The following is a 20,895-nucleotide window of genomic DNA, read 5'->3' as shown; positions in this document are numbered from 1 at the left end:
CGCCATGACGACCGAAGAGAAGCTGCATCAAGGATCGCCTGCGGGACAGCGCTTGGTGTACGTCATGCCGGAGCAGGCACTTGGCGGGCTGCACGATGACCATATGGGCTTGCGTGAGCTCTGGAATGCAACGTGGCGTGGAAAGTGGCTGATCATCGCGGTGACCTCGGTTTTTACTGTTTCCGCTGTCACTTATGCACTGACGGCTAGCCAATGGTATCGCGCCGAGGTAGTGCTGGCTCCGGCGGAAGAAGAGACCTCGGCATCCCTGGGCGGGCAGCTCGGTGGACTGGCAGCGCTGGCAGGGGTTAGCGTAGGTGGTCGTGGCAGTGCTGAGGCGATAGCGGGCCTCAAGTCCCGCGAGTTCGCGCGGGAGTTCATCGAGGACTTCGACTTGCTGCCGGTCTTCTTTGCTGAAAAATGGGATTCGCAGCAAGAGCGCTGGCGGGGAGATGCACCAGAGGAGTGGCCTGATGTACGGGATGCGGTGAGGTATTTTCACGAGAATGTTCTTGAAGTCAGCGAGGATGGTCAAACGCGAATGGTGACGCTCGGAGTCGAATGGACCCAGCCAGAACTGGCTGCGGAGTGGGCCAACGCGCTGGTTCAGCGTCTTAACAGCAGGTTGCGCGAGCGTGCGTTGCGGGAGGCGGAGGCCAACGTCGCCTATCTCCAGTCGGAGTTCGCCCGAGCAAACGTAGTTACGCTGCAACAGTCGATCGGGAGGTTGCTGGAAAGCGAGCTTCAAAAGCTAATGTTGGCACGCGGAAACGACGACTTTGCGTTCCGTGTTGTGGATGCGGCATCGCCGCCAAAGCAAAGTGTTAGGCCAAAGCGGACTCTAATCGTTCTTGTTGGAACTTTTCTGGGCGGCGCACTCGGCGTTTTTTCTGTGTTGATCGTCCACCTTATTCGGTCTGAGCAGAAATGACGTGCCTTTCCGAGCAACAATCCAGAAGGGGTAGAACATGACTCAGTTCCAGACTGCCGGCACTGGAGTCGTAGACGTCGGTCGCCGCACGCAGATTCATTCCTCAGCCGAGGTCGTGTTCGCGAAACCAGGCACAGTGACCATCGGCGACTACTGCCAGCTCGGGCCCGGCGTCAGGATAGTTTGTTCGGGTGGCGACGTTTTGATTGGTGACTGGACAACACTACATGACCGATGCTTAGTTCTCAGCGGCAGGTCCGTCACGATAGGCGAGCACTGCTGGTTCGGCCAGCACTGTGTAATTGATGGCACAGGCGGAATTGCCATCGGAAATGGCGTGCGCGTAGGCATGTACTCCCAGTTGTGGACTCATGTTGCTGCAGGCGAACAGATGGAGGGCTGCACTCTAATTGGTGAGCGTCCTGTTCTGATCGAAGACGATGTCTGGTTGGTGGGGTCCTGTATTGTCGCTTCCGGCGTGACGCTTGGCCGCAGGCTCGTGGCACTAATCAGTTCAAACATCACCAAGTCGTGGCCGGGTTCAATGGTCATTGCCGGATCTCCGGCCGCTCCCAAGTCGGGGCTCTCGTTTTATCGCGATGTTACGTTGGATGAGAAGTGGTGCATGCTCACACAGTGGCTTCACGATGCCGTCGCTGAAATTGGTGGGGCATCGCTCGACGACACTACCCCCGGTCTCCTGATCTTCAGCCTGCCATCATGTGCGGACCGCGTAGCTTTCGTGCGCGATCGTGAGACGGCATACGCAATGCGGGAAAGCATGTCGGATGTCACGGTATGCTGTGTTGAGGATAAGACATACAACAAGCGCGTCAACGAATCGGAGCAGCGAATCCTGAAGTTTCTTGCTGGAAACAAGGCCCGCTTTCGCGCGGCCCCATGATGCCCGTCTGACGATTCAACCACTCTCATGATTCCATTAGTAAAAGTCGCGATGCCACCCCGGGAGAGTCTCCTGTCGGCACTGGAGGAGGTGCTTTACAGCGGCTTCATTGGCGAAGGCGAGCATGTCTATCATTTTGAGAAGTGCTTCGCCGAGACCTTCGGCCTTCCTATTGCGCTCGGGGTGAGCAGCGGCACTGCGGCGCTCCATCTCGCGATATTGCTGGCTGACGTGAAGCCAGGTGACGAGGTCATCACCACTTCTATGACCGCTGAGCCGACGAACGTGGTCATTCTTCAATGTGGCGCCGTGCCTGTGTTTGCCGATGTGGAGCCTGACACCGGCAATCTGGACCCGGCATCGGTCGAGTCATTAATCGGACCGCGCACCCGTGCAATCGTAGTCGTCCACTACGCAGGATTCCCGGCCCCACTGGCAGCGCTGCGAACGTTGGCGGATAGGCATGATATCGTACTGATAGAAGACGCAGCACATAGCCTCGGTGCAACCTATGGCGGCCAAGGTATCGGTACCGTGGGTGATTTCGCGATTTTCTCGTTTCAGGCCATCAAACACATGACCACCATCGATGGTGGAATGCTAACGATGCGGGACCTCGGGAAGGTTGAGCTCGCGCGACGGCTGCGCTGGTTCGGGTTGGCCAAGGGTGTGCCGCGCACGGAGGTGGATATCACCCGATATGGCTTCAAGTACAATATGCACAACGTCGCGGCTGTCATCGGGCTTGCGCAGCTCAAATGGATCAGGTCACTCATCGATCGACACATAGCAAATGGCCGGTTTTTCGACGAGTGCATCCCGAAGATCGCCGGCTTGTCCATCACTCGCTTTGAGCCAACCGCTGCGCCTTCATATTGGCTCTACTCGGTTCTTAGTGACGATTCAGAAGGTGTGGAGCGACGCCTTGCTGCCGTAGATGTGGCAGCATCCAAGTTACATCGACCTAATCATTTGCACTCGGTGTTCGCTGCTATGCGACGCCCGTTACCTGGTCTGGACACTTTTTACCGGCGGCTCACACACCTTCCGTGTGGTTGGTGGGTGACCGACGCCGATCGCGAACGCATAATTGACGCCCTTTCCAAGGGGTGATTCGTGTCGCTCGATTCGATGATCCGTCTGTTCAGTCCTGTACACTCGGCCGAAATGGAGTTAGCCGCACTCCAGGTTCTGCGTTCAGGGCAGATCGCAGCAGGTCCTAAGGTGGCGCAGTTCGAGCTGGAATTCTCCCGGCTTGTGAATCGGCCGCACGTCGTGTCTACAAGCGACATGACCAGCGCAATGATATTGGCGCTTCACTTAGCGGGCGTTGGTCCGGGTGACGACGTGCTGACCCAGGCCTTTTCTTGTCTGGCATCTACGGCGCCAATCGCGCGCTTGGGTGCGCGCGCCGTCTGGGTCGACATCGATGCGACGAATGCCGCCATTTCGCCGGACGATCTCAAGAGAGCCATCACACCGAGGACTCGAGCAGTGATGGTTTACCACATAGCGGGTTACCCTGCGCCTATGGAAGAGATCGTAACGGTCTGTCGCGAACGAGGCATTGCCGTAATCGAGGACTGTAACGCCGCGCTCGGCGCCACCAGCGCGGGCGAGCCAGTGGGCAGGTTGGGAGACTACGCCGTCTACTCGCTTTATCCCAACCGCCAGATCAATGCCATAGAGGGCGGCATACTGGTGTGCCCCAACGCCGAGACCGCCGCACGCGCAACACGGCTGCGCCGATTCGGCATCGATGCGTCTAGCTTTCGGGATAGCCTGGGAGAGATTGATCCCCAGTGTGACGTGGAAGAGATCGGCTGGTCCAGCGCGCTCAATCAGCTTAGCGCCGCGGTGGCCCTGGAGCAGTTATCGTCACTGGGCGCAAGGCAGGAACGAACACGCGATGTCGCCCATCATATCCTTCGCGAGTGCAGTAACATGCAAGGCGCGAAACCCGTCGTGGCACGGCGGGGCACAGTGCCAGCTTATTGGACCTTTCTTTTCCTCGCTGATCGCCGGGATCAAGCCATACTGGAACTCCAATCTCGAGGCTTACAGGCCACGCGTCTCCACCAGCGAAATGACGTTTACAGCGGGTTCGATGCGTTGCGACGTGCACTGCCAGGCACCGATTCATTCATGTCACAGGTGCTGGCGGTCCCGTGCGGGTGGTGGATAGACGAGTCTCAATCGATACAAATGACGAACACTTTGCAAGCCGTGTTCGGACACTAGGTATGGGCACGTCGGTACGTCCATACAAAATGCCACCCAGACGGCGGCCAGTATCGTACTTGGACCCGGCGATCCGGAAGAGATGTGCGGGCCGCGATTTGTCCCTGCTTTACGGTAGCAAGTTCGGCGCGTTGCTGGTTGGCCTCTTGGTCCTACCCGCATTCAGCCGCATTCTCGGGCCCGACACATTTGGGATTGTTGCGGTAGTGCTCTCGGTCCAGGCTCTGATGCTTATGCTGGATTTGGGTGTGTCGATCATCGTTGGCCGCGATATAGCCGCGGCGCCGGATGGCGATGCAACCGCGATCCGCATCTTGCAGACCGGCACCCGAATCATCGTCGCGCTGTACGCGGCGCTTCTCCCGATAGCTCTGGCGGTTGGCATGGTTTCCGGCGCGTGGTTGAGCATTACCGACGTGGTGGCGTCGATGCTGATGTTCGCGGCGCTCACCGCGCAGAACGTTGGTCAGTCCGCACTTTTGGCCCGCCGCCACTTTGGTACGGCTTCGGCATTGCAGTTCTTTGGCGCCATTCTCAGGGCCGTCATTACGCTTGCGGCCTTACACCTCATCACGCCGAGCTTGTCAGTTTTTCTGTGGACCCAGGCGGGTTGCGCCATCGTCCATTGGTTCGTCACCTACGTGCGCAGCTTCCGCTTGATCGGGGTGGATGTGCTGCCGAACGCTAGCGCCGCCAGGTCCAAGGTGACTGTGGCTCATTTTCTTCGGCAGGGCCGCTCGCTAATGCTGTTCGGTCTTGCAGGGGCAGCAGTGATGAACCTCGATAAGGTCATCTTGGCGGGACTCGCCTCGCCTGCTGCTGTTACGCCATACTTTCTCGCTATGTCCTTGTGTATGGCACCCGTCACGGCTTTTGCTGGCCCGGTGGTTCAGTTCTTCCAGCCACGGATCGTGAGAAGCATAGCAACGGCAAACCCCTCCGATGCAGCGGTTACCCTACGGCAATTTGTCAACGTGATCTCCGTTGTGACCCTGTTCCCAACAGCCGCGCTCTGGCTGTTTCGTGAGCCTATTACGAGCGCATGGTTAGGTGATACGGGCGTGGCCGCGCCTGTCGCCACGTATGTCGGTGTGCTGCTGCCGGGTTTAGCCTGCGGTGCGCTTGGCTATGTCCCATATTGTATTTTAGTGGCTCGTAAAGACTACACTTTCCAAGCCTCAATGTCGGCTGCCCTGACCATTGTTACGCTCATTGCTGCAGCGGCGGTGGTCGGGGCTGGTAGCGTCATCGCGCTGTGTGTTGTCTACGCGGTGTACCACACCGTGTCGACACTGGTGTCCTGGATGCGTTGCTTTCGCCTGTTCGATGGGGGTGAACTCCGTTTCGTACGAGCCGCAGCTGCACGCTCAGCGTTCATCTTTTCTGGCTTCGCGCTGGTCACCGCGGCTCTCGCCCTTTGGATATGAATCTGATAACGACTCTGTGAGCTAACAATGCTAACAAACAAGACTCTAATGATCACTGGTGGAACCGGCTCCTTCGGTAATACCGTACTGAGCCGCTTCCTGGATACTGACATCGGACAGATCGTCATTTTCAGCCGCGACGAGAAGAAGCAGGAGGACATGCGCGTTTCGTTACGCAACCCAAAGGTCAAGTTTTTTATCGGCGACACCCGCGACTACAATTCCATATGTTATGCGATGCGTGGCGTCGATTATGTCTTTCATGCCGCTGCGCTCAAACAGGTACCATCCTGCGAGTTCTTCCCCATGGAAGCGGTACGCACCAATATTATTGGCGCCGAGAACGTGCTAAACGCAGCAATCGCCAATGACGTCAAAAGGGTAGTTTTGCTGAGCACCGACAAGGCAGTCTATCCCATCAATGCGATGGGCATCTCGAAGGCCATGGCTGAGAAAGTGCTAATAGCGAAGGCGCGCAGCGTAGTAGAGGGTGCGCCAGTTATGTGCGCCACACGTTACGGCAACGTGATGGCATCGCGGGGCTCGGTAATTCCGCTCTTCATCGAGAAGATCAAGGCGGGACACCCGATCACGGTTACCGATCCGAACATGACGCGATTCCTGATGTCGCTCGAGGACTCGGTAGACCTGGTTCTGCACGCGTTCGAATATGGCGAGCAGGGTGATATCTTCGTGCAGAAGGCGCCCGCGAGCACGATCGGAGATCTCGCCAAGGCCCTCACGCATATCTTCAGTCGCGAAGTGCCGATCCACATTATTGGTACACGCCATGGCGAGAAGCTCTATGAGTCCCTGGTCTCACGGGAGGAAATGGCCAAGGCGCAGGATCTGGGCCGCTACTACCGTATTCCCGCTGACAACCGTGACCTGAACTACGATAAATACATTCTAGAGGGTCAACCCGAAGTAAACTACGTAGAGGACTACACCTCACACACTACCCAGCGGCTTAGCGTGTCCGAAATCGTAGAAGTTCTCCTGAGTCTGGACTATGTACGGCGCGAGCTCGAGAGCGTGTGATGAGAGAGGGGACCGTCGTGGCGAACTCGCCTTTCGGGAGTGGCCCGCCGCCAGTTCTTTCCATACTGATTCCCACTCATGACCGTCAGAGATATGCGGCATGCGCCGTTGCCGCACTGGCGAATAACCTGCCGCGCAGCGAGATCATCGTGTGCGATACATCCGCAGAGGATCTATTGTCCCGCGAGCTCGCGGACTGGGTCGCAAGGGGTCGTGTGCGGTTGATTCGACCGGTCTCGGACCGCCAGTTAACGGTGGTCGATAACTTTCGTGAAGCAGCGCGCCATGCTACAGGCGATTATCTCATTTTCATTGGTGATGACGACTTCGTCCACTCGAGCGCGGAGGAAATTGCCGCTTGGGCCCGCGAACAGGGCGTAGACTCGGTCCGGTGCACGTTTCCGGCGAGCTATTACTGGCCTGACTTCTCGTCCCGATACTTCGGGGATGGCTATGCGGCCAAGCTCGCCGTCTTACCTTTCACGTCCACAGTTCGACCATTCGATGCGGCAGAAGCTTACCGTGAGGCCTTGGACTTGCTCGGAGCCGGCGTGCTACGAATGCCGCGCGCCTACCTCGGGATGGTTTCCCGCGCGCTCGTCGAGCGCATTGAGGTCCGGCATGGCTCGCTCTTCGGGGGCGTCAGCCCAGACGCATACAGCGCAGCATTGATTTCGGCCGAGGCGCTCAGCGCCGTCGAGATCGACTTCCCGTTCATAGTTCCCGGTAGCTCCGGAGCCAGTACCTCGGGGCAGAGCGCCGAGGGTCGCCACAAGGGGAAGTTGCGTGATAACGCGCACATCGGACCATTTCATGATCTGGCTTGGGATCCACGCATACCGGAGTTTTACAGCGTGCCCACCGTCTGGTCTTATTCGTTGATAAAGGCAGCGGAGAAACTTGGCGACGACCGAACTGCGAATTTTCCGCGACTGTACGCCAAGTGCTTTTTTGCGCATCCGAGCTACTATCGCGAAACCTTGGATGCGGTGGCGGTTTATGCGCGGTATCGTGGATGGTTCGCTACTGCGTTCTCCATTTCCAAGGAAGCAACGTTGGAACTGGCCGGTCAAGCGATGCGCGTAATCCGGCGGATTCGACATCCATCTGCTACCGCTACAGCCAGCACGTTTGCCGGCGTTCGCGATTGCCAAGAGGCGACTGCGGCGTTGACCGCTCACATCGCGGCCCTGTCTAAGGCACAGCACGTATGGCCTTGGAGTAGGGCGAGTGCTGATGCCGATTAACAAGCGCAATCGGCCTTGGTTTTTCCTGGTCGCGGCGCTGATCCCGGGTCATCTCTTTAACTGGGCGGTAGAGTGGGCTTTCGTATCTGTGACGACAGTGTGGGGCATCTTCTACTTCGATCGGTTTGCCCGACGATACCCTCAAACTGCGCGAATCGCACTACCAGCAATACTCGCTGTGACGGGAATCTCCTTGATTGGCTACATTCTCACGCTCTCGCTTTCCAGTTACTCGACGGGCGTCCGTGATTTCGTCGAATTGCTGAAACCATCAATGGTATTTTTTTCCGGCACGCTGGCTCTCGTGGTCGGGCCGCCGCGGCTGGAAGATCTTCGACGCGCATGTTTCGCCGTGCTCATTTTTGGGGTGTCCTGCGGCTTGGTTTTGATGTTCGAAGTGCCAGTGCTCGCCTCGGTGGTGGAAATCGTATATGGCGACACGAAGACGGCGTTCTCAACCTATTATGTTCGCTTGTCCATTCCGTTCGAAAACCCCAACTTCCTAGGACTGTTCGCAGTCCTTTCGCTTGTGATCGCTCTCAATTTCAGGGTGCGCCCGGATCTGAAGCTCGCGCTTATATCTGTGTGCGCGATAGGTCTGAGCGGGTCCCGCACCGCGTGGCTCACGTCCTCCGTAGTGCTCGTCACGTTTGTGGCAAACGTTGTAGCAGCTATGGTTACCAACCGCCGAAGCCTGTCGGCGCCCAAGCTTGCAATAGCGCTTGTTATCCCCGTTGCGGCAGTCTACTTCTTGCCTTCGATCGCCGAGTCTTTCCAGCGAGTGGGAGACTTGATTAAGATGGTGATTACTTTGGACCTTGGCGCCGATCAAAGTTACTCCGAACGTCAGGCCCTGCGCGATACTGCCGTGCGACTCATCCTGGAGCGTCCGGTCTTTGGATGGGGTGCTATCAAATACAGCGATCTAGATATCGTTGACAACCAGTACGTCTCGCTATTATTGCGCTTCGGTATCCTCGGATCTCTGATTATACTCGCCGTGGCTGCGGTCGGCGTTATCGCACACCTGCGGCCTCTTGCGGGGGCAAAGGAGCTAAAAAGCGGTTTACTGATGTGGCTTGTTCTCGCGGCATGGCTTTGGAACGGTACGTTCATCGAAAACATACGCCTTGCGATAGTTGTCACAATTATTTTTGCCTCCGCAAGCAGACCCAACACGGCGCCGATTTATGTGTTCTATAAACAGTCAATTGTGCGACGTAAGCCAGGCTCTAGTGCATCGAACGAAGTGCTATGATTGTTATGCAACAGGTACCGTCTTTCTTCTCAGTTGTGATACCCCTGTTCAACAAGGAAAGTTCAGTAGGACGAGCAATATCCTCTGTTCTTTCGCAAGAGTTTAAGGAGCTCGAACTCTGGGTGGTCGACGACGGGTCGGAAGATGACAGTTTCGCAGTTGCTTCAAAGTTTCAGGATCCAAGGTTGAATGTATATCGACAAACAAATGCGGGGGTCTCACGAGCGCGGAATCGTGGAATCAAACTGGCGACTGCGGATTATTTGTGTTTTCTGGACGCCGATGATGCTTGGGATCCATGGCATCTTACTGAGGTTATGCGGTTGATCGAATCTTATCCTGACTTTGGGCTCTATTCGGTCGCGCACCGGATTGTTGAGTCGGACGGCTCAGATCTGATAAGGCGGATTCCGTTCACGTCAGATGCCTGCTTGTCAGCCAGAGAGTTCTTCAGTGTTTATCCCCGGTTCGAACTAGTGAATTCGTCCACTGCATGCGCGAGGAAACAACTTCTTCTTGAGATAGGGGGCTTTCCAGAGCAGGCTACCAGGGGAGAAGATATTTACACTTGGATGCGCCTGGTGGACAGAGGAGGGTTCACGTTTTCAAGTAGGCCCAGTGTGACGGTGTTCCGGAACGCCGAAAATAGATCGAACGAAAGACCATTGGATGGGGTGCCGTTTCACATCAGTTCCTTCCTAGGTGCCGACGCGGCCGAACTAAGAGAAGAGAACAGGGCAACGGCTATCAGTGCCATATTGAGAAACACGATGTTTCAGGCGGTGGGCGCCGCGAGACAAAAAGATTACGCCGCGTTGAGAGAAATGGCTGCAGCAGCCAGAGGCCATAGTCTGGTAATTTCTCTGTTCGTTCGCTTATGTAGACTGGTTCCTGGCCCGGCGTGGACCTTTTTCAAGAAGGTAAAGGATATAAGAGGGGGTTGGTAGGGCCGAAACGTCTGCTGGACCAACTGATGCTCATAGAGACCTGTCTCTAAGGTCCACCGGAAACTCTACGTTAGAACGGTCGCCTTGACGGGGGAGCTTACGGATGTGCGGCATCGCTGGTTTCATGGGCACGAACCGAATTGACGTTACGGTGGCTGAGCGCATGGGCCAGCAGATTGCTCATCGCGGTCCAGACGATGTCGGGCTGTGGGTGGACGAGGCGGCAGGGCTCGCCATCGCGCATCGGCGCCTTTCCATTCTGGATCTTTCCCCCGCGGGGCATCAGCCGATGGTGTCGCCTTGCGCGCGCTTCGTACTTTCATACAACGGTGAGATATACAACCACGCGGAGTTACGGGGGACGTTGGAGATCGAAGGCGGCGCGTTCCACTGGCGCGGCCGTTCTGATACCGAAACCCTGCTCGCGGCGCTGCGTCACTGGGGCGTGGAGGGTACGCTCAAGCGCCTCAATGGCATGTTTGCATTTGCGCTGTGGGATGCGCGCGAGCGCGTACTTTATCTGGCACGCGACCGCATGGGGGAAAAACCCCTGTATTTCGGTCGCACCGGCCGCACCTTTCTATTCGGCTCGGAACTAAAGGCGCTGGCGGCACATCCGGATTTCCAACCCACAGTGGATCGGAATGCATTGGCACTGTATATGCGCCACAACTGCGTTCCAGCACCTTGGAGCATCTACGAGGGCATCCGCAAGCTGCCATCGGCGCATTTTGTGGCCGTTAGAGATGGCGGGCGCGAAATTGGCGAACCGGTGTGTTACTGGGATCTCGCGCAGATTGCTGGAGACGGTGTGCGCACCTCGGGCGGTGAGCCACAGGCCCTGATTGAGGAGCTCGATGCCCTGCTCAGGGATGCGATCAATCGCCGCATGGTGGCGGATGTCCCGCTGGGGGCGTTTCTCTCCGGCGGCTATGATTCAACGACAGTGGTCGCGCTGATGCAGGCCCAGAGTACGCGGCCGATCAAGACGTTTTCCATCGGGTTTTTTGAGGCCGGTCACGACGAGGCCCAGCACGCGCGGGCGGTTGCGGCGCATCTCCGCACGGAGCATACGGAGCTGATGGTGACGTCGTCTGACGCGATGGCAGTCATCCCGAAGTTGCCCGACATATTCGACGAGCCATTTGCCGACTCCTCGCAAATTCCAACTTACTTGGTCAGCCAGCTTGCACGCCAACATGTGACCGTGAGCCTCTCCGGCGATGGCGGGGATGAGCTGTTTTGCGGCTATAACCGGTATTTGTTGGGCTATCGGGTCTGGAGCAAGTTGCGGGCGTTGCCAGTGCCGCTGCGACGTGCCATGAGCTGGGCTTTGGCTCACGCGCCTGCGCAGACTCTGGAGAGCCTTCAGGGTTTGCTACCGAAGCACTTGCAGGTTTCTTATTTGCCGGATCGGCTGCCAAAACTGGCGGGCGTGTTAGGTCATCGAGACGGTCGCGGCTTCTATCGCGAGCTCGTGTCGCATTGGAACGAGCCGGATCGGGTCGTCGTTGACACCTGTGAGCCAGCCACTGTCCTGAGCGCGCCCGACCGATTGCCATTGGTTGCCGACTTGCGGAACCAGATGATGTTGCTCGATATGCTCACATATCTGCCGGATGACATTCTTACCAAGGTTGATCGGGCCAGCATGGCCGTGAGCTTGGAAGCGCGGGTGCCCATCCTCGATCACCGCTTGGTGGAGTTTGCGTGGCGAGTGCCGCTCGCCTTCAAGGTGCGCGACGGGCAGGGTAAATGGCTGTTGCGACAAGTGCTTTACCGATATGTGCCGCGCGAGCTGATGGAGCGGCCCAAGCAGGGGTTCGGTGTGCCAATCGAGCACTGGCTGTGCGGTCCCTTGCGCGAGTGGGCGGAAAGTCTTCTGGACGAGAAACGGCTGCGGGAAGAAGGCTTCTTCGACCCGACTACGATTCGGAAGCACTGGGCTGAGCACCTCGGCGGTCGCCGGCGCTGGCATTACCACCTTTGGGACGTGTTGATGTTTCAGGCGTGGAGGGAGCGGTGGCGTTGATGGCGCGGATTTTGTTCGTGGTTAACGCCCCGGAGTTTTTTTTCTCTCATCGTCTGCCGTTGGCTTTGGCCGCACGTCAAGCGGGCTTCGATGTGCAGGTAGCTACCGGGCCCGGAGAGGCTGGGGAGATCACGAACTTGGGGTTTGCTCATCACAAGATCCCACTCTCTCGAAGTGGAAAGAATCCGCTGGCCGAACTCCATAGTTTATGGGCGCTTTTCTGGTTGATGAGGCGACTCAAGCCGGACTTGGTGCATTTGGTGACGATAAAGCCCGTCCTGTATGGGGGACTGATTGCGCGCCTGGTGCGTGTGCCCGCAGTGGTGGCGGCGATATCGGGCCTGGGCTGGGTGTTTGTCGATTCCGGTCGCAAGGTGCGCCTGGTACGTAAAGCGGTAAAAGCGCTCTATCGCCTCGCACTGGGGCATGGCAATATCCGGGTGATTTTTCAGAACCCCGATGACCGCGGGGTGTTGGTTGAGTTGGGGGCAGTAGGAGAACAACAAACCGTCCTCATCAGAGGCTCCGGCGTGGCCATGTCAGGCTATCCAGTGTATCCAGAGCCACAAGGAACGGTGGTGGTGTCGTTTGCCGCGCGCTTGCTGAGGGATAAAGGCGTGCTGGAGTTCGTTGATGCAGCACGTCTCTTGATTGCGCGTGGTCTAAATGTGCGGTTCTGGCTGATTGGGGCAGCGGATCCCGGCAATCCCTCTTCCGTGACAGATCAAGACTTGGCCGGTTGGCGGGATGAAGGGATGGTCGAGGTGCTTGGACACCGTGCGGACATTCCTGCGCTCTTCGCCCAGTCAAGCATTGTGGTGTTGCCTTCGTATCGGGAAGGGCTACCCAAGGTGCTGATCGAGGCAGCCGCCTGCGGACGACCGGTGGTCACAACCCATGCTCCTGGATGTCGTGATGCCATCGAGCCGGATCAAACCGGCCTGCTGGTACCAGTGCGCGATCCGCTGGCTTTGGCGAATGCGATCCAAAAGTTGATAGAGGACCCAGATTTGCGGCAGCGGATGGGTGAGGCCGGCCGCGCGTTAGCTGAGCGGGCGTTTGCCATTGAGCACGTGGTGGATGCGCATCTGGCTGTGTACCGCGTTTTGCTCTCGGCGAAGAGGTGATTCGGTGTCTGCGGTGAGTCCCATGCGCAGGGCGCAGCGCCAAAACGAACTAGGCCCTAGACGAGCCCCCGAAGCTTCATGGCCTCGATCAGTGCGTCGCCAGCATCATCCGGTTTTACTGCGGCCGTGTTCATTGAGAATTCCGGCGCCTTCGGCGCCTCATAAGGCGCATCCACCCCCGTGAAATTCTTCAATTCCCCGCGCCGCGCCTTCTTGTACAACCCCTTCGGATCCCGCGACTCCGCGACTTCCAGCGGCGTGTCCATGAACACCTCGATGAACTCGCCATCGTCGAACAGAGCCCGGGCCATCTGCCGCTCTGAGCGGTAGGGGGAGATGAACGCCGTCAACACGATCAGCCCCGCGTCCACCATCAGCTTGGCGACCTCTGCCACGCGACGGATGTTCTCGACCCGGTCCTCCTCGGTGAACCCGAGGTCGCGATTAAGGCCGTGGCGGACGTTGTCGCCGTCCAACAGGTAGGTGTGATGCCCCATGGCATGGAGCTTCTTCTCCACCAAGTTGGCCACGGTGGACTTGCCCGATCCCGACAAGCCGGTGAACCACAACACGCACGGCTTCTGGGCTTTCAGCGCCGCTCGAGCGGCTTTGTCGATGTCGTGGTGCTGCAGGTGGATGTTATGGGCGCGACGGAGCGCGAAGTCGAGCAGGCCCGCGCCGACCGTGTTGTTGTTCATCCGGTCGATGAGGATGAAGCTGCCGGTGTCGCGGTTCTCGACGTAGGGATCGAAAGGCACCGGCCGGTCGAAACTGATATTGCAGAAGGCGATGCCGTTCAGCTCCAGCTTCTTGGCCGCGATGTGCTCCAGCGTGTTCACGTTGACCTGGTACTTGATCTCGGTGACCTGCGCGCCAACCAGGTTGGTGCCGATCTTTACGAGATAACTGCGGCCGGGCATCAGTGGCTCGTCGGCCATCCACACGATCTTGGCCTCGAACTGGTCTGCGATCTGCGCCGGGGCTTCCGCGGTCGAAATCACTGCGCCGCGCGAGATGTCGATCTCGTCGTTCAGGGTGAGCGTGACGGACTGGCCGGCCACGGCCTGGTCGAGGTCGCCGTCGAAGGTGACGATCCGCGCCACCGTGCTCTCGCGCCCGGAGGGCTGCACGCGGATGCGGTCGCCCGGCTGCACCGTGCCCGAGACCACCATGCCGGCGAAGCCGCGGAAGCTCGAGTCGGGACGGTTGACCCATTGCACCGGCATACGGAACGGCGCCTGCTGCATGCGCGTGTCGTCCACCTCGACCGTCTCGAGGTAGCCGATCAGCGTCGGGCCGTGGTACCAGCTTGTGTTCGGGCTGGGGCTGACGATGTTGTCGCCCTTCAGCGCCGAGACGGGGATGGCGGTGAACTCCTCGATCCCGATCTTCTTCGCGAAGGCGGTATAGTCCGCCACGATCTCGTCGAAGCGTGTCTCTGAGTAGCCCACAGCATCCATCTTGTTCACGGCCAGCACCACGTGCCGGATTCCCAGCAGTGAGACCAGGTAGCTGTGCCGCCGCGTCTGGGTGAGGACGCCGTTGCGGGCGTCTACGAGAATGACTGCCGCGTCCGCCGTGGACGCGCCGGTCACCATGTTGCGCGTGTACTGTTCATGACCGGGTGTGTCGGCGACGATGAACTTGCGCTGCTCGGTGGCGAAGAAGCGGTAGGCCACGTCGATGGTGATGCCCTGCTCGCGCTCGGCGGCGAGGCCGTCCACCAGCAGGGCGAAGTCCATCTCCTCGCCCTGGGTGCCCCACTTCTTCGAGTCCTTCTCGATGGTGCTGAGCTGGTCCTCGAACAGCAGCTTCGAGTCGTACAGCATGCGGCCGATGAGCGTGCTCTTGCCGTCGTCCACGCTGCCGCAAGTGATGAAGCGCAGCAGCGTCTTGTGCTCGTGCTGGTGCAGGTATTCCTCGATGTTCGAGGCGAGGAGGTCTTCGCTGAGCTGGTCCATCAGAAGTATCCCTCCTGCTTCTTCTTCTCCATCGAGGCCCCGCCCTCGTCATAGTCGATGACGCGGCCCTGGCGCTCGGAGGACTTCGCCAGCAGCATCTCCTGGATGATCTCGGGCAGGGTGGTGGCATTCGACTCCACCGCGCCGGTGAGGGGGTAGCAGCCGAGGGTTCGGAAGCGCACGCGCTTCATCACCGGCTGCTCGCCCGGTTTCATGGGCATGCGCTCGTCGTCCACCATGATGAGCGTGCGGTCGCGCTCCACCACCGGCCGCTCAGCCGCGAAATACAGCGGCACGATCGGCACGTTGTGCAGCCAGATGTACTGCCAGATGTCGAGCTCGGTCCAGTTCGACATGGGGAACACGCGGATCGACTCGCCTTTCTTCTTGCGCGCGTTGTAAAGCTTCCACAGCTCGGGACGCTGGTTCTTCGGGTCCCAGCGATGCTGCGCGGTGCGGAAGGAGAAGACCCGTTCCTTGGCGCGCGACTTCTCCTCGTCGCGCCGGGCGCCGCCGAAGGCCGCGTCGAAGCCGTGCTTGTCGAGCGCCTGTTTCAGCGCCACGGTCTTCATGATCTCGGTGTGCAGCGCGGAGCCATGGGTGAACGGATTCACGCCCTGCGCCACGCCTTCCGCGTTGGTGTGCACGATGAGCTCCATGCCGGACTCCTCGGCCATCTCAGCGCGGAAGGCGTACATCGCGCGGAACTTCCAGGTGGTGTCGATGTGCATCAGCGGGAAGGGCGGCCGGGCCGGGTAGAAGGCCTTACGCGCCAGGTGCAGCATCACCGCGCTGTCCTTGCCGATGGAGTACAGCATCACCGGGTTCTCGGCCTCGGCCACCACCTCCCGCATGATGTGGATGGCTTCCGCCTCGAGCCGCTCGAGGTGGGTGAGGGTGCGGGTGTCGATCACCGGGGGTCCTTTCACCAATGTGACGCGGTGGGTGGTTATTGTAGCGGAGGCGTCCTAGGCTATGCGGCATCTACGGCTGCCGCGGCCGCATAGACTGTGGCATTTTCCGCCCACATTCGGCCTTTTTCGCTTGAGAGCCTGCGCGTGGCTAGGTATAAATACGCATCATTTTATTGGGGATCTTTGCTGTATGTCACGGATTGACGCAGCGCTTGTCGCGTTTCTCGTAACAGCCGTATTCATTCTCGCACTGCGTCCGGTGGCTTTCGTCATCGGCTTCGTCGACCGGCCCGGGGGTCGCAAGGGCCACCAGGGGATTGTCCCGGTGATCGGGGGCATCGGCATGTACCTCGGGCTTCTGGCGACCATGCCGCTGCTGGACCAGCCCATGGGCGGGCAGGGGGCATTCCTGGTCGCCTCGGGGCTGCTGGTTATGATCGGCGCTCTTGACGACCGCTTCGACATCCCGCCCAGTGTTCGGCTTGTCACCCAGGCTACGGCGGCGTTGATTGTCTGCCTCGGCGCGGGGCTGGTCGCGACCAATCTTGGCGACATATTGTTCTTCGGGGACATCCCGCTTGGGGCTTTGGCCTTGCCGTTCACCGTGCTGGTGATCATCTCCGTCATCAACGCGTTCAACATGATGGACGGGCTGGACGGGCTCGCAGGAGGCGTCGGCCTTGCATCCCTGGCTGCTGGGACCCTGGCCGCCTTGATTTTTGGGGACGGGGTCGGGGCCTCTCTCGGGTTCATCGGGATCGCGGTGGTTCTCAGTTTCCTGCTGTTCAATTTTCCCACCGTGTACAACCGCAAGGTCCGGACCTTCATGGGCGATGCGGGGAGCACGCTGCTCGGGTTCGCCGTGGCGTGGCTGTGCCTCAAGCTTGCCTACGGCCCGGTCCCGACAATCTCGCCGGTGACCGCGCTGTGGATTGCGGCCCTGCCGATATTCGACCTGTTCATCAGCTTCGGCCGCCGCATCGCGAAAGGTCAGAACCCGCTGCACCCGGACAGCGAGCATTTGCACCACATCCTGTTCCGGGGCGGGTTCACGGTCCGGCAGGTCGCTCTCATCATGACGATGATCGCCTTCATCGTGGCCATGACCGGCGTGCTGGCGCATAGAGCCGGGGTGCCGGACGGCGTGCTGTTTTTCGGACTCATCGGGGTCGGATTCGTGCAGGTCTGGTCGGTGCGACGGGCCTGGAAGCTGGCCAGCTGGCTGCGCCGGCATCGGCACGTGGAAAGTGAGGCGGAAGCGTAGGGTCGGCCCCGTCGCTGATCAGCAATTCCGGCTTATTGGCTGAGGCCGGCATGGCCTCGCCAGCCTGCGATCCCGCGGATACACTGGCTAACTTATTGGCGCGCGCCCCGGTTTCGTGCCATCGTGACCTGTTGAGTTTGGAGTGAATAGTGAAGAAAGCGCTCATCACTGGCATCAGCGGCCAGGACGGTTTCTCCCTGGCCGAATTCCTGCTCCAGGAAGGCTATTAAGTCCACGGCATCAAGCGGCGCGCGTCGCTGTTCAACACCCAGCGCGTGGACCATATCTACCAGGACCCGCACGAGCGGAACCAGCGCTTTATCCTCCACTACGGCGACCTGACCGACTCGTCCAATCTCACCCGCATCCTCCAGGAAGTGCAGCCGGACGAGGTGTATAACCTCGGCGCGCAGAACCATGTCGCCGTCAGCTTCGAGGCGCCGGAATACACCGCCGACGTCGACGCCATGGACGCGCTGCGGCTGCTCGAGGCGATCCGGCTGCTGGGGCTGGAGAAGAAGACGCGTTACTACCAGGCCTCGACGTCTGAACTGTACGGCCTGGTGCAGGAAATTCCGCAGAAGGAGACGACGCCGTTCTATCCGCGCAGTCCCTATGCCGTGGCGAAGCTCTACGCCTACTGGATCACGGTCAACTACCGCGAGGCCTACGGCATGTACGCCTGCAACGGGATCCTGTTCAACCACGAGAGCCCGCGGCGCGGAGAGACTTTCGTGACTCGCAAGATCACCCGCGGCATGGCGAATATCGCTCAGGGCCTCGAGCCTTGCCTGTTCATGGGCAATCTCGATGCGCTGCGCGACTGGGGGCACGCGAAGGACTACGTACGCATGCAGTGGATGATGTTGCAGCAGGACGAGCCGGATGATTTCGTCATCGCCACCGGCGTGCAGTATTCGGTGCGCGATTTCATCCGCTGGACCGCGGCCGAGTTGGGCCTGACCCTGCGTTTCGAGGGGCAGGGCGTGGATGAGCATGCGGTCGTCGACAAGATCGAGGGCGATATGGCGCCGGCGCTGCAGCCGGGCGACGTGGTGGTCCGGGTCGACCCCCGTTATTTCCGCCCGGCCGAGGTGGAGACCCTGCTCGGGAACCCGGCCAAGGCGAAGGAGAAGCTGGACTGGGTGCCCGAGATCACGGCCCAGGAGATGTGCGCCGAGATGGTGGCGGAGGACCTGAAGGTCGCGCAGCGCCATGCCTTTCTCAAGGCCCATGGGCACGACGTGCCCCTCTCGCTGGAAAGCTGAGCGGTGATGGCCGCTGAGCAGCCGGTTTTCGTCGCCGGCCATCGCGGTATGGTGGGCTCAGCCATCGTGCGGCAGTTGGAGCAACGCGGGGATCGTTCGATCCTTACGGCCGGCAGGGAAGAACTGGACCTGCTGGACCAGGCCGCTGTCCGCTCGTTTTTCTCCTCGCGGGAGATTGGCCAGGTGTACCTCGCGGCCGCCCGGGTTGGCGGCATTCATGCCAACAACACCTATCCTGCCGAGTTCATCTACCAGAACCTGATGATCGAAGCGAACGTCATCCACGCGGCCCACGCCTCGGGTGTCCAGAAGCTGCTATTCCTCGGTTCGTCCTGTATTTATCCGAAGTTTGCCGAGCAGCCCATGCGCGAGGACGCGCTGCTCACCGGCACGCTGGAGCCGACCAACGAGCCTTACGCCATAGCCAAGATCGCCGGCATCAAGCTCTGCGAGAGCTACAACCGCCAATACGGACGGGATTACCGCTCGGTGATGCCGACCAATCTCTACGGACCCGGCGATAACTTCCATCCTGAGAACAGCCACGTGATCCCGGCGCTATTGCGGCGGTTTCACGAGGCGGTGCAGGGGGGTGACGAAGAGGTCGTCATCTGGGGGTCTGGCAAGCCGATGCGCGAGTTCCTGCACGTCGACGACATGGCGGCGGCGTCGGTGCACGTGATGGAGTTGCCTTCGGCGGTCTACGCCGAGCATACGCAGCCCATGCTGAGCCACATCAACGTGGGTACGGGCGTGGATTGCACCATCCGGGAGCTGGCCGAGACCATCGCTCGCGTCACCGGGTTCACGGGCGATCTCGTGTTCGATGCTTCCAAGCCGGACGGCACGCCGCGCAAGCTCATGGACGTCAGCCGCCTGACGGCGCTCGGATGGACGGCGCAAATCGGCCTCGAGGATGGGCTGCGCGATGCCTACCGCTGGTACCTCGAGCACATCGACCAGGCGCGCGGCTGAGAGGCCTCGGACATGGGCGTGTAGCGGCGGCATGGAGCCGTAGCGTGGATAAGGACGAGTCGGGCTGGCCGAGTGCCGAGGTTTTTTCTAGCGCCTGCGCGGCCTTGCCTCTGGTCTCCATCGATCTTTTCATTACCCGGACCGGCGAGCACGGGCCAGAGCTCTTGCTCGGGCGGCGCAGGAATCGTCCCGCCCAGGGGTGGTGGTTCACGCCCGGCGGACGCATCCGCAAGAATGAGCCGCTGGCCGAGGCGATGGCGCGGGTTGCGCGGGAGGAGGTTGGGCTCGGAGCGGCTGTGTTGGCCGGCGCCGAACTGCTCGGCGCATGGGACCATTTCTATCCCGACAGTGCGTTTGATGCGGCCGTGTCGAGCCACTATGTGAATCTTGCCTATCTCGTGGAGTTGTCGACCGCGGATGCCGAGGCGCTGGCTTTGCCCCGGGAGGAAGCGAGTCAGCATTCGGATTGGCACTGGTGGTCGTTGGGCCAGGCTGCCGAGGATTCGGCGGTGCACGAGAATGTGCGGGTCGTGGTGGCGAAGCTCTTGGAGCGTACGTGAATGTCTCCGGGCGGCTGGACCTTTCCCAGGAAGCTGAAGCGGTTCTTCGCTTGTTGTACCTGCCAGCACATCTTGGCTAGCCTCAAGTTGTGGACAGAATGGCCATAATTCGGGCGGGTTATGGCAGGAGGCCAAGCCGGGAATTTTGGGATGTTTTTGCGGGTTTCTGTAGGTTGACGGCGGGAACGCTCAAGCGTAGCGTGATGTCTTTGACATTCACTGACATTGGTGACCACATGAGCCAGATCACTGCGCGGCTGCCGGATGAGGTGGTCGCAGCCCTGGATGCGGCGGCGGCCGAGTTGCGCCGCAGCCGCGCCGACGTCGTGCGCCAGGCCATCGAGTACTACCTCGACGACTTCGAGGACATGCGCCGCGCGATCGAGGTGCTGCGCGATCCGGCCGACCCGGTGCTGGAATGGAACGAGGTCAGGGATGACCTACTCCGTCTCGATTAAACGCAGCGCGCTCAAGGCGCTGGAGCGTATTCCCCGCGAGGATCGCCTCCGCGTCATCGAAGCCATCGATAAGCTCAGCACGAACCCATCGGCCGGCGGTGTGCTAAAAGGGGAGCTCGGCGGGCTCCGGCGTATTCGGGTGGGTGTTTACAGGGTTGTGTACGAGTTACGGGACGAGATCCTGACGGTACTCGTGGTGCGCATTGGGCATCGCAGGGACATCTACCGGTGAATGTGGCCACAGCCGACTGCTGGATGATGCGGAACCCGGGCCAGTGTGTGGAGACGTGTGCGCGTACATGCCCGAATCCCCGTCTTTTTCTGTGATCCAGGCCCTCAA

Annotated in this window: 18 protein-coding genes and 1 pseudogene; 17 read left to right on the top strand and 2 right to left on the bottom strand. The window is 59.8% G+C overall.

Features of this window, described 5'->3' with window-relative positions:
* Nucleotides 1-4: 4 nt before the first annotated feature.
* The 11 genes from G8346_RS10825 to G8346_RS10775 all read left to right on the top strand — a co-directional run bounded on the left by G8346_RS10825 (nt 5) and on the right by G8346_RS10775 (nt 13,155).
* Nucleotides 5-931 carry a Wzz/FepE/Etk N-terminal domain-containing protein gene (locus G8346_RS10825; protein WP_166051106.1) on the top strand — a complete coding sequence of 309 codons (927 nt, stop codon included), beginning with the start codon at nt 5-7 and terminating at the stop codon, nt 929-931.
* A gap of 37 nt (nt 932-968) precedes the next feature.
* Nucleotides 969-1,835, top strand: a complete 867-nt coding sequence (locus G8346_RS10820; RefSeq protein WP_166051104.1) for a hypothetical protein — start codon at nt 969-971, stop codon at nt 1,833-1,835.
* A gap of 27 nt (nt 1,836-1,862) precedes the next feature.
* Nucleotides 1,863-2,948: a DegT/DnrJ/EryC1/StrS aminotransferase family protein gene (locus G8346_RS10815; protein ID WP_166051102.1), complete on the top strand. Its 1,086-nt coding sequence runs from the start codon at nt 1,863-1,865 to the stop codon at nt 2,946-2,948.
* 3 nt (nt 2,949-2,951) lie between these two features.
* Nucleotides 2,952-4,076 carry an aminotransferase class V-fold PLP-dependent enzyme gene (locus G8346_RS10810; RefSeq protein WP_166051100.1) on the top strand — a complete coding sequence of 375 codons (1,125 nt, stop codon included), beginning with the start codon at nt 2,952-2,954 and terminating at the stop codon, nt 4,074-4,076.
* A 59-nt stretch (nt 4,077-4,135) separates the two neighbouring features.
* Complete coding sequence (locus G8346_RS10805; protein ID WP_166051097.1) at nt 4,136-5,503, top strand: lipopolysaccharide biosynthesis protein; 1,368 nt, start codon at nt 4,136-4,138, stop codon at nt 5,501-5,503.
* A 27-nt stretch (nt 5,504-5,530) separates the two neighbouring features.
* On the top strand, nt 5,531-6,544 hold the full coding sequence (locus G8346_RS10800) for a polysaccharide biosynthesis protein (protein WP_166051095.1): 1,014 nt from the start codon (nt 5,531-5,533) through the stop codon (nt 6,542-6,544).
* Nucleotides 6,544-7,791 carry a glycosyltransferase gene (locus G8346_RS10795; protein ID WP_166051093.1) on the top strand — a complete coding sequence of 416 codons (1,248 nt, stop codon included), beginning with the start codon at nt 6,544-6,546 and terminating at the stop codon, nt 7,789-7,791. Before G8346_RS10800 ends, G8346_RS10795 begins: the two co-directional genes overlap by 1 nt.
* Nucleotides 7,781-9,049, top strand: a complete 1,269-nt coding sequence (locus G8346_RS10790; RefSeq protein WP_240901465.1) for an O-antigen ligase — start codon at nt 7,781-7,783, stop codon at nt 9,047-9,049. Before G8346_RS10795 ends, G8346_RS10790 begins: the two co-directional genes overlap by 11 nt.
* Nucleotides 9,046-9,996, top strand: a complete 951-nt coding sequence (locus G8346_RS10785; protein WP_166051090.1) for a glycosyltransferase family A protein — start codon at nt 9,046-9,048, stop codon at nt 9,994-9,996. Before G8346_RS10790 ends, G8346_RS10785 begins: the two co-directional genes overlap by 4 nt.
* A 103-nt stretch (nt 9,997-10,099) precedes the next feature.
* Entirely contained in the window at nt 10,100-12,028 is a 1,929-nt protein-coding gene (asnB, locus tag G8346_RS10780) for an asparagine synthase (glutamine-hydrolyzing) (RefSeq protein ID WP_166051088.1), read from the top strand.
* Nucleotides 12,028-13,155 (top strand): glycosyltransferase family 4 protein, encoded by a 1,128-nt coding sequence (locus G8346_RS10775; RefSeq protein ID WP_166051894.1) that lies wholly within the window; start codon nt 12,028-12,030, stop codon nt 13,153-13,155. Before asnB ends, G8346_RS10775 begins: the two co-directional genes overlap by 1 nt.
* 56 nt (nt 13,156-13,211) lie before the next feature.
* On the opposite strand, the gene cysN is transcribed toward G8346_RS10775, so the two are convergent.
* Together cysN and cysD are read right to left on the bottom strand one after the other, a co-directional pair.
* Entirely contained in the window at nt 13,212-15,116 is a 1,905-nt protein-coding gene (cysN, locus tag G8346_RS10770; protein ID WP_166051086.1) for a sulfate adenylyltransferase subunit CysN, read from the bottom strand.
* The gene (gene cysD / locus G8346_RS10765) at nt 15,116-16,027 is read right to left on the bottom strand and encodes a sulfate adenylyltransferase subunit CysD (RefSeq protein WP_166051892.1); all 912 of its coding nucleotides are present in this window, start codon (nt 16,025-16,027) and stop codon (nt 15,116-15,118) included. Before cysD ends, cysN begins: the two co-directional genes overlap by 1 nt.
* A 328-nt stretch (nt 16,028-16,355) precedes the next feature.
* Here cysD and G8346_RS10760 point away from each other — a divergent pair, with 328 nt between their 5' ends.
* From G8346_RS10760 to G8346_RS10735, 6 genes and pseudogenes are all read left to right on the top strand, one after another.
* Entirely contained in the window at nt 16,356-17,294 is a 939-nt protein-coding gene (locus G8346_RS10760) for an undecaprenyl-phosphate alpha-N-acetylglucosaminyl 1-phosphate transferase (protein ID WP_166051084.1), read from the top strand.
* Nucleotides 17,295-17,440: 146 nt separating this feature from the next.
* Nucleotides 17,441-18,562 (top strand): annotated as a pseudogene (gmd, locus tag G8346_RS10755) (GDP-mannose 4,6-dehydratase).
* A 6-nt stretch (nt 18,563-18,568) separates the two neighbouring features.
* Nucleotides 18,569-19,537 (top strand): GDP-L-fucose synthase, encoded by a 969-nt coding sequence (locus tag G8346_RS10750; protein ID WP_166051081.1) that lies wholly within the window; start codon nt 18,569-18,571, stop codon nt 19,535-19,537.
* 44 nt (nt 19,538-19,581) lie between these two features.
* Nucleotides 19,582-20,097 (top strand): NUDIX domain-containing protein, encoded by a 516-nt coding sequence (locus G8346_RS10745; protein ID WP_206202698.1) that lies wholly within the window; start codon nt 19,582-19,584, stop codon nt 20,095-20,097.
* A 236-nt stretch (nt 20,098-20,333) separates the two neighbouring features.
* Entirely contained in the window at nt 20,334-20,555 is a 222-nt protein-coding gene (locus G8346_RS10740) for a ribbon-helix-helix protein, CopG family (RefSeq protein WP_166051077.1), read from the top strand.
* Nucleotides 20,533-20,787, top strand: coding sequence for a type II toxin-antitoxin system RelE/ParE family toxin (locus tag G8346_RS10735; RefSeq protein ID WP_166051075.1), 255 nt, complete (start codon nt 20,533-20,535; stop codon nt 20,785-20,787). Before G8346_RS10740 ends, G8346_RS10735 begins: the two co-directional genes overlap by 23 nt.
* Nucleotides 20,788-20,895 lie beyond the last annotated feature (108 nt).

The sequence above is a fragment of the Thioalkalivibrio sp. XN279 genome, from assembly GCF_011089885.1.
In the GTDB taxonomy this organism is placed as follows: Bacteria; Pseudomonadota; Gammaproteobacteria; order Steroidobacterales; family XN24; genus XN24.
This window is presented reverse-complemented; position numbering and strand designations above follow the sequence as displayed.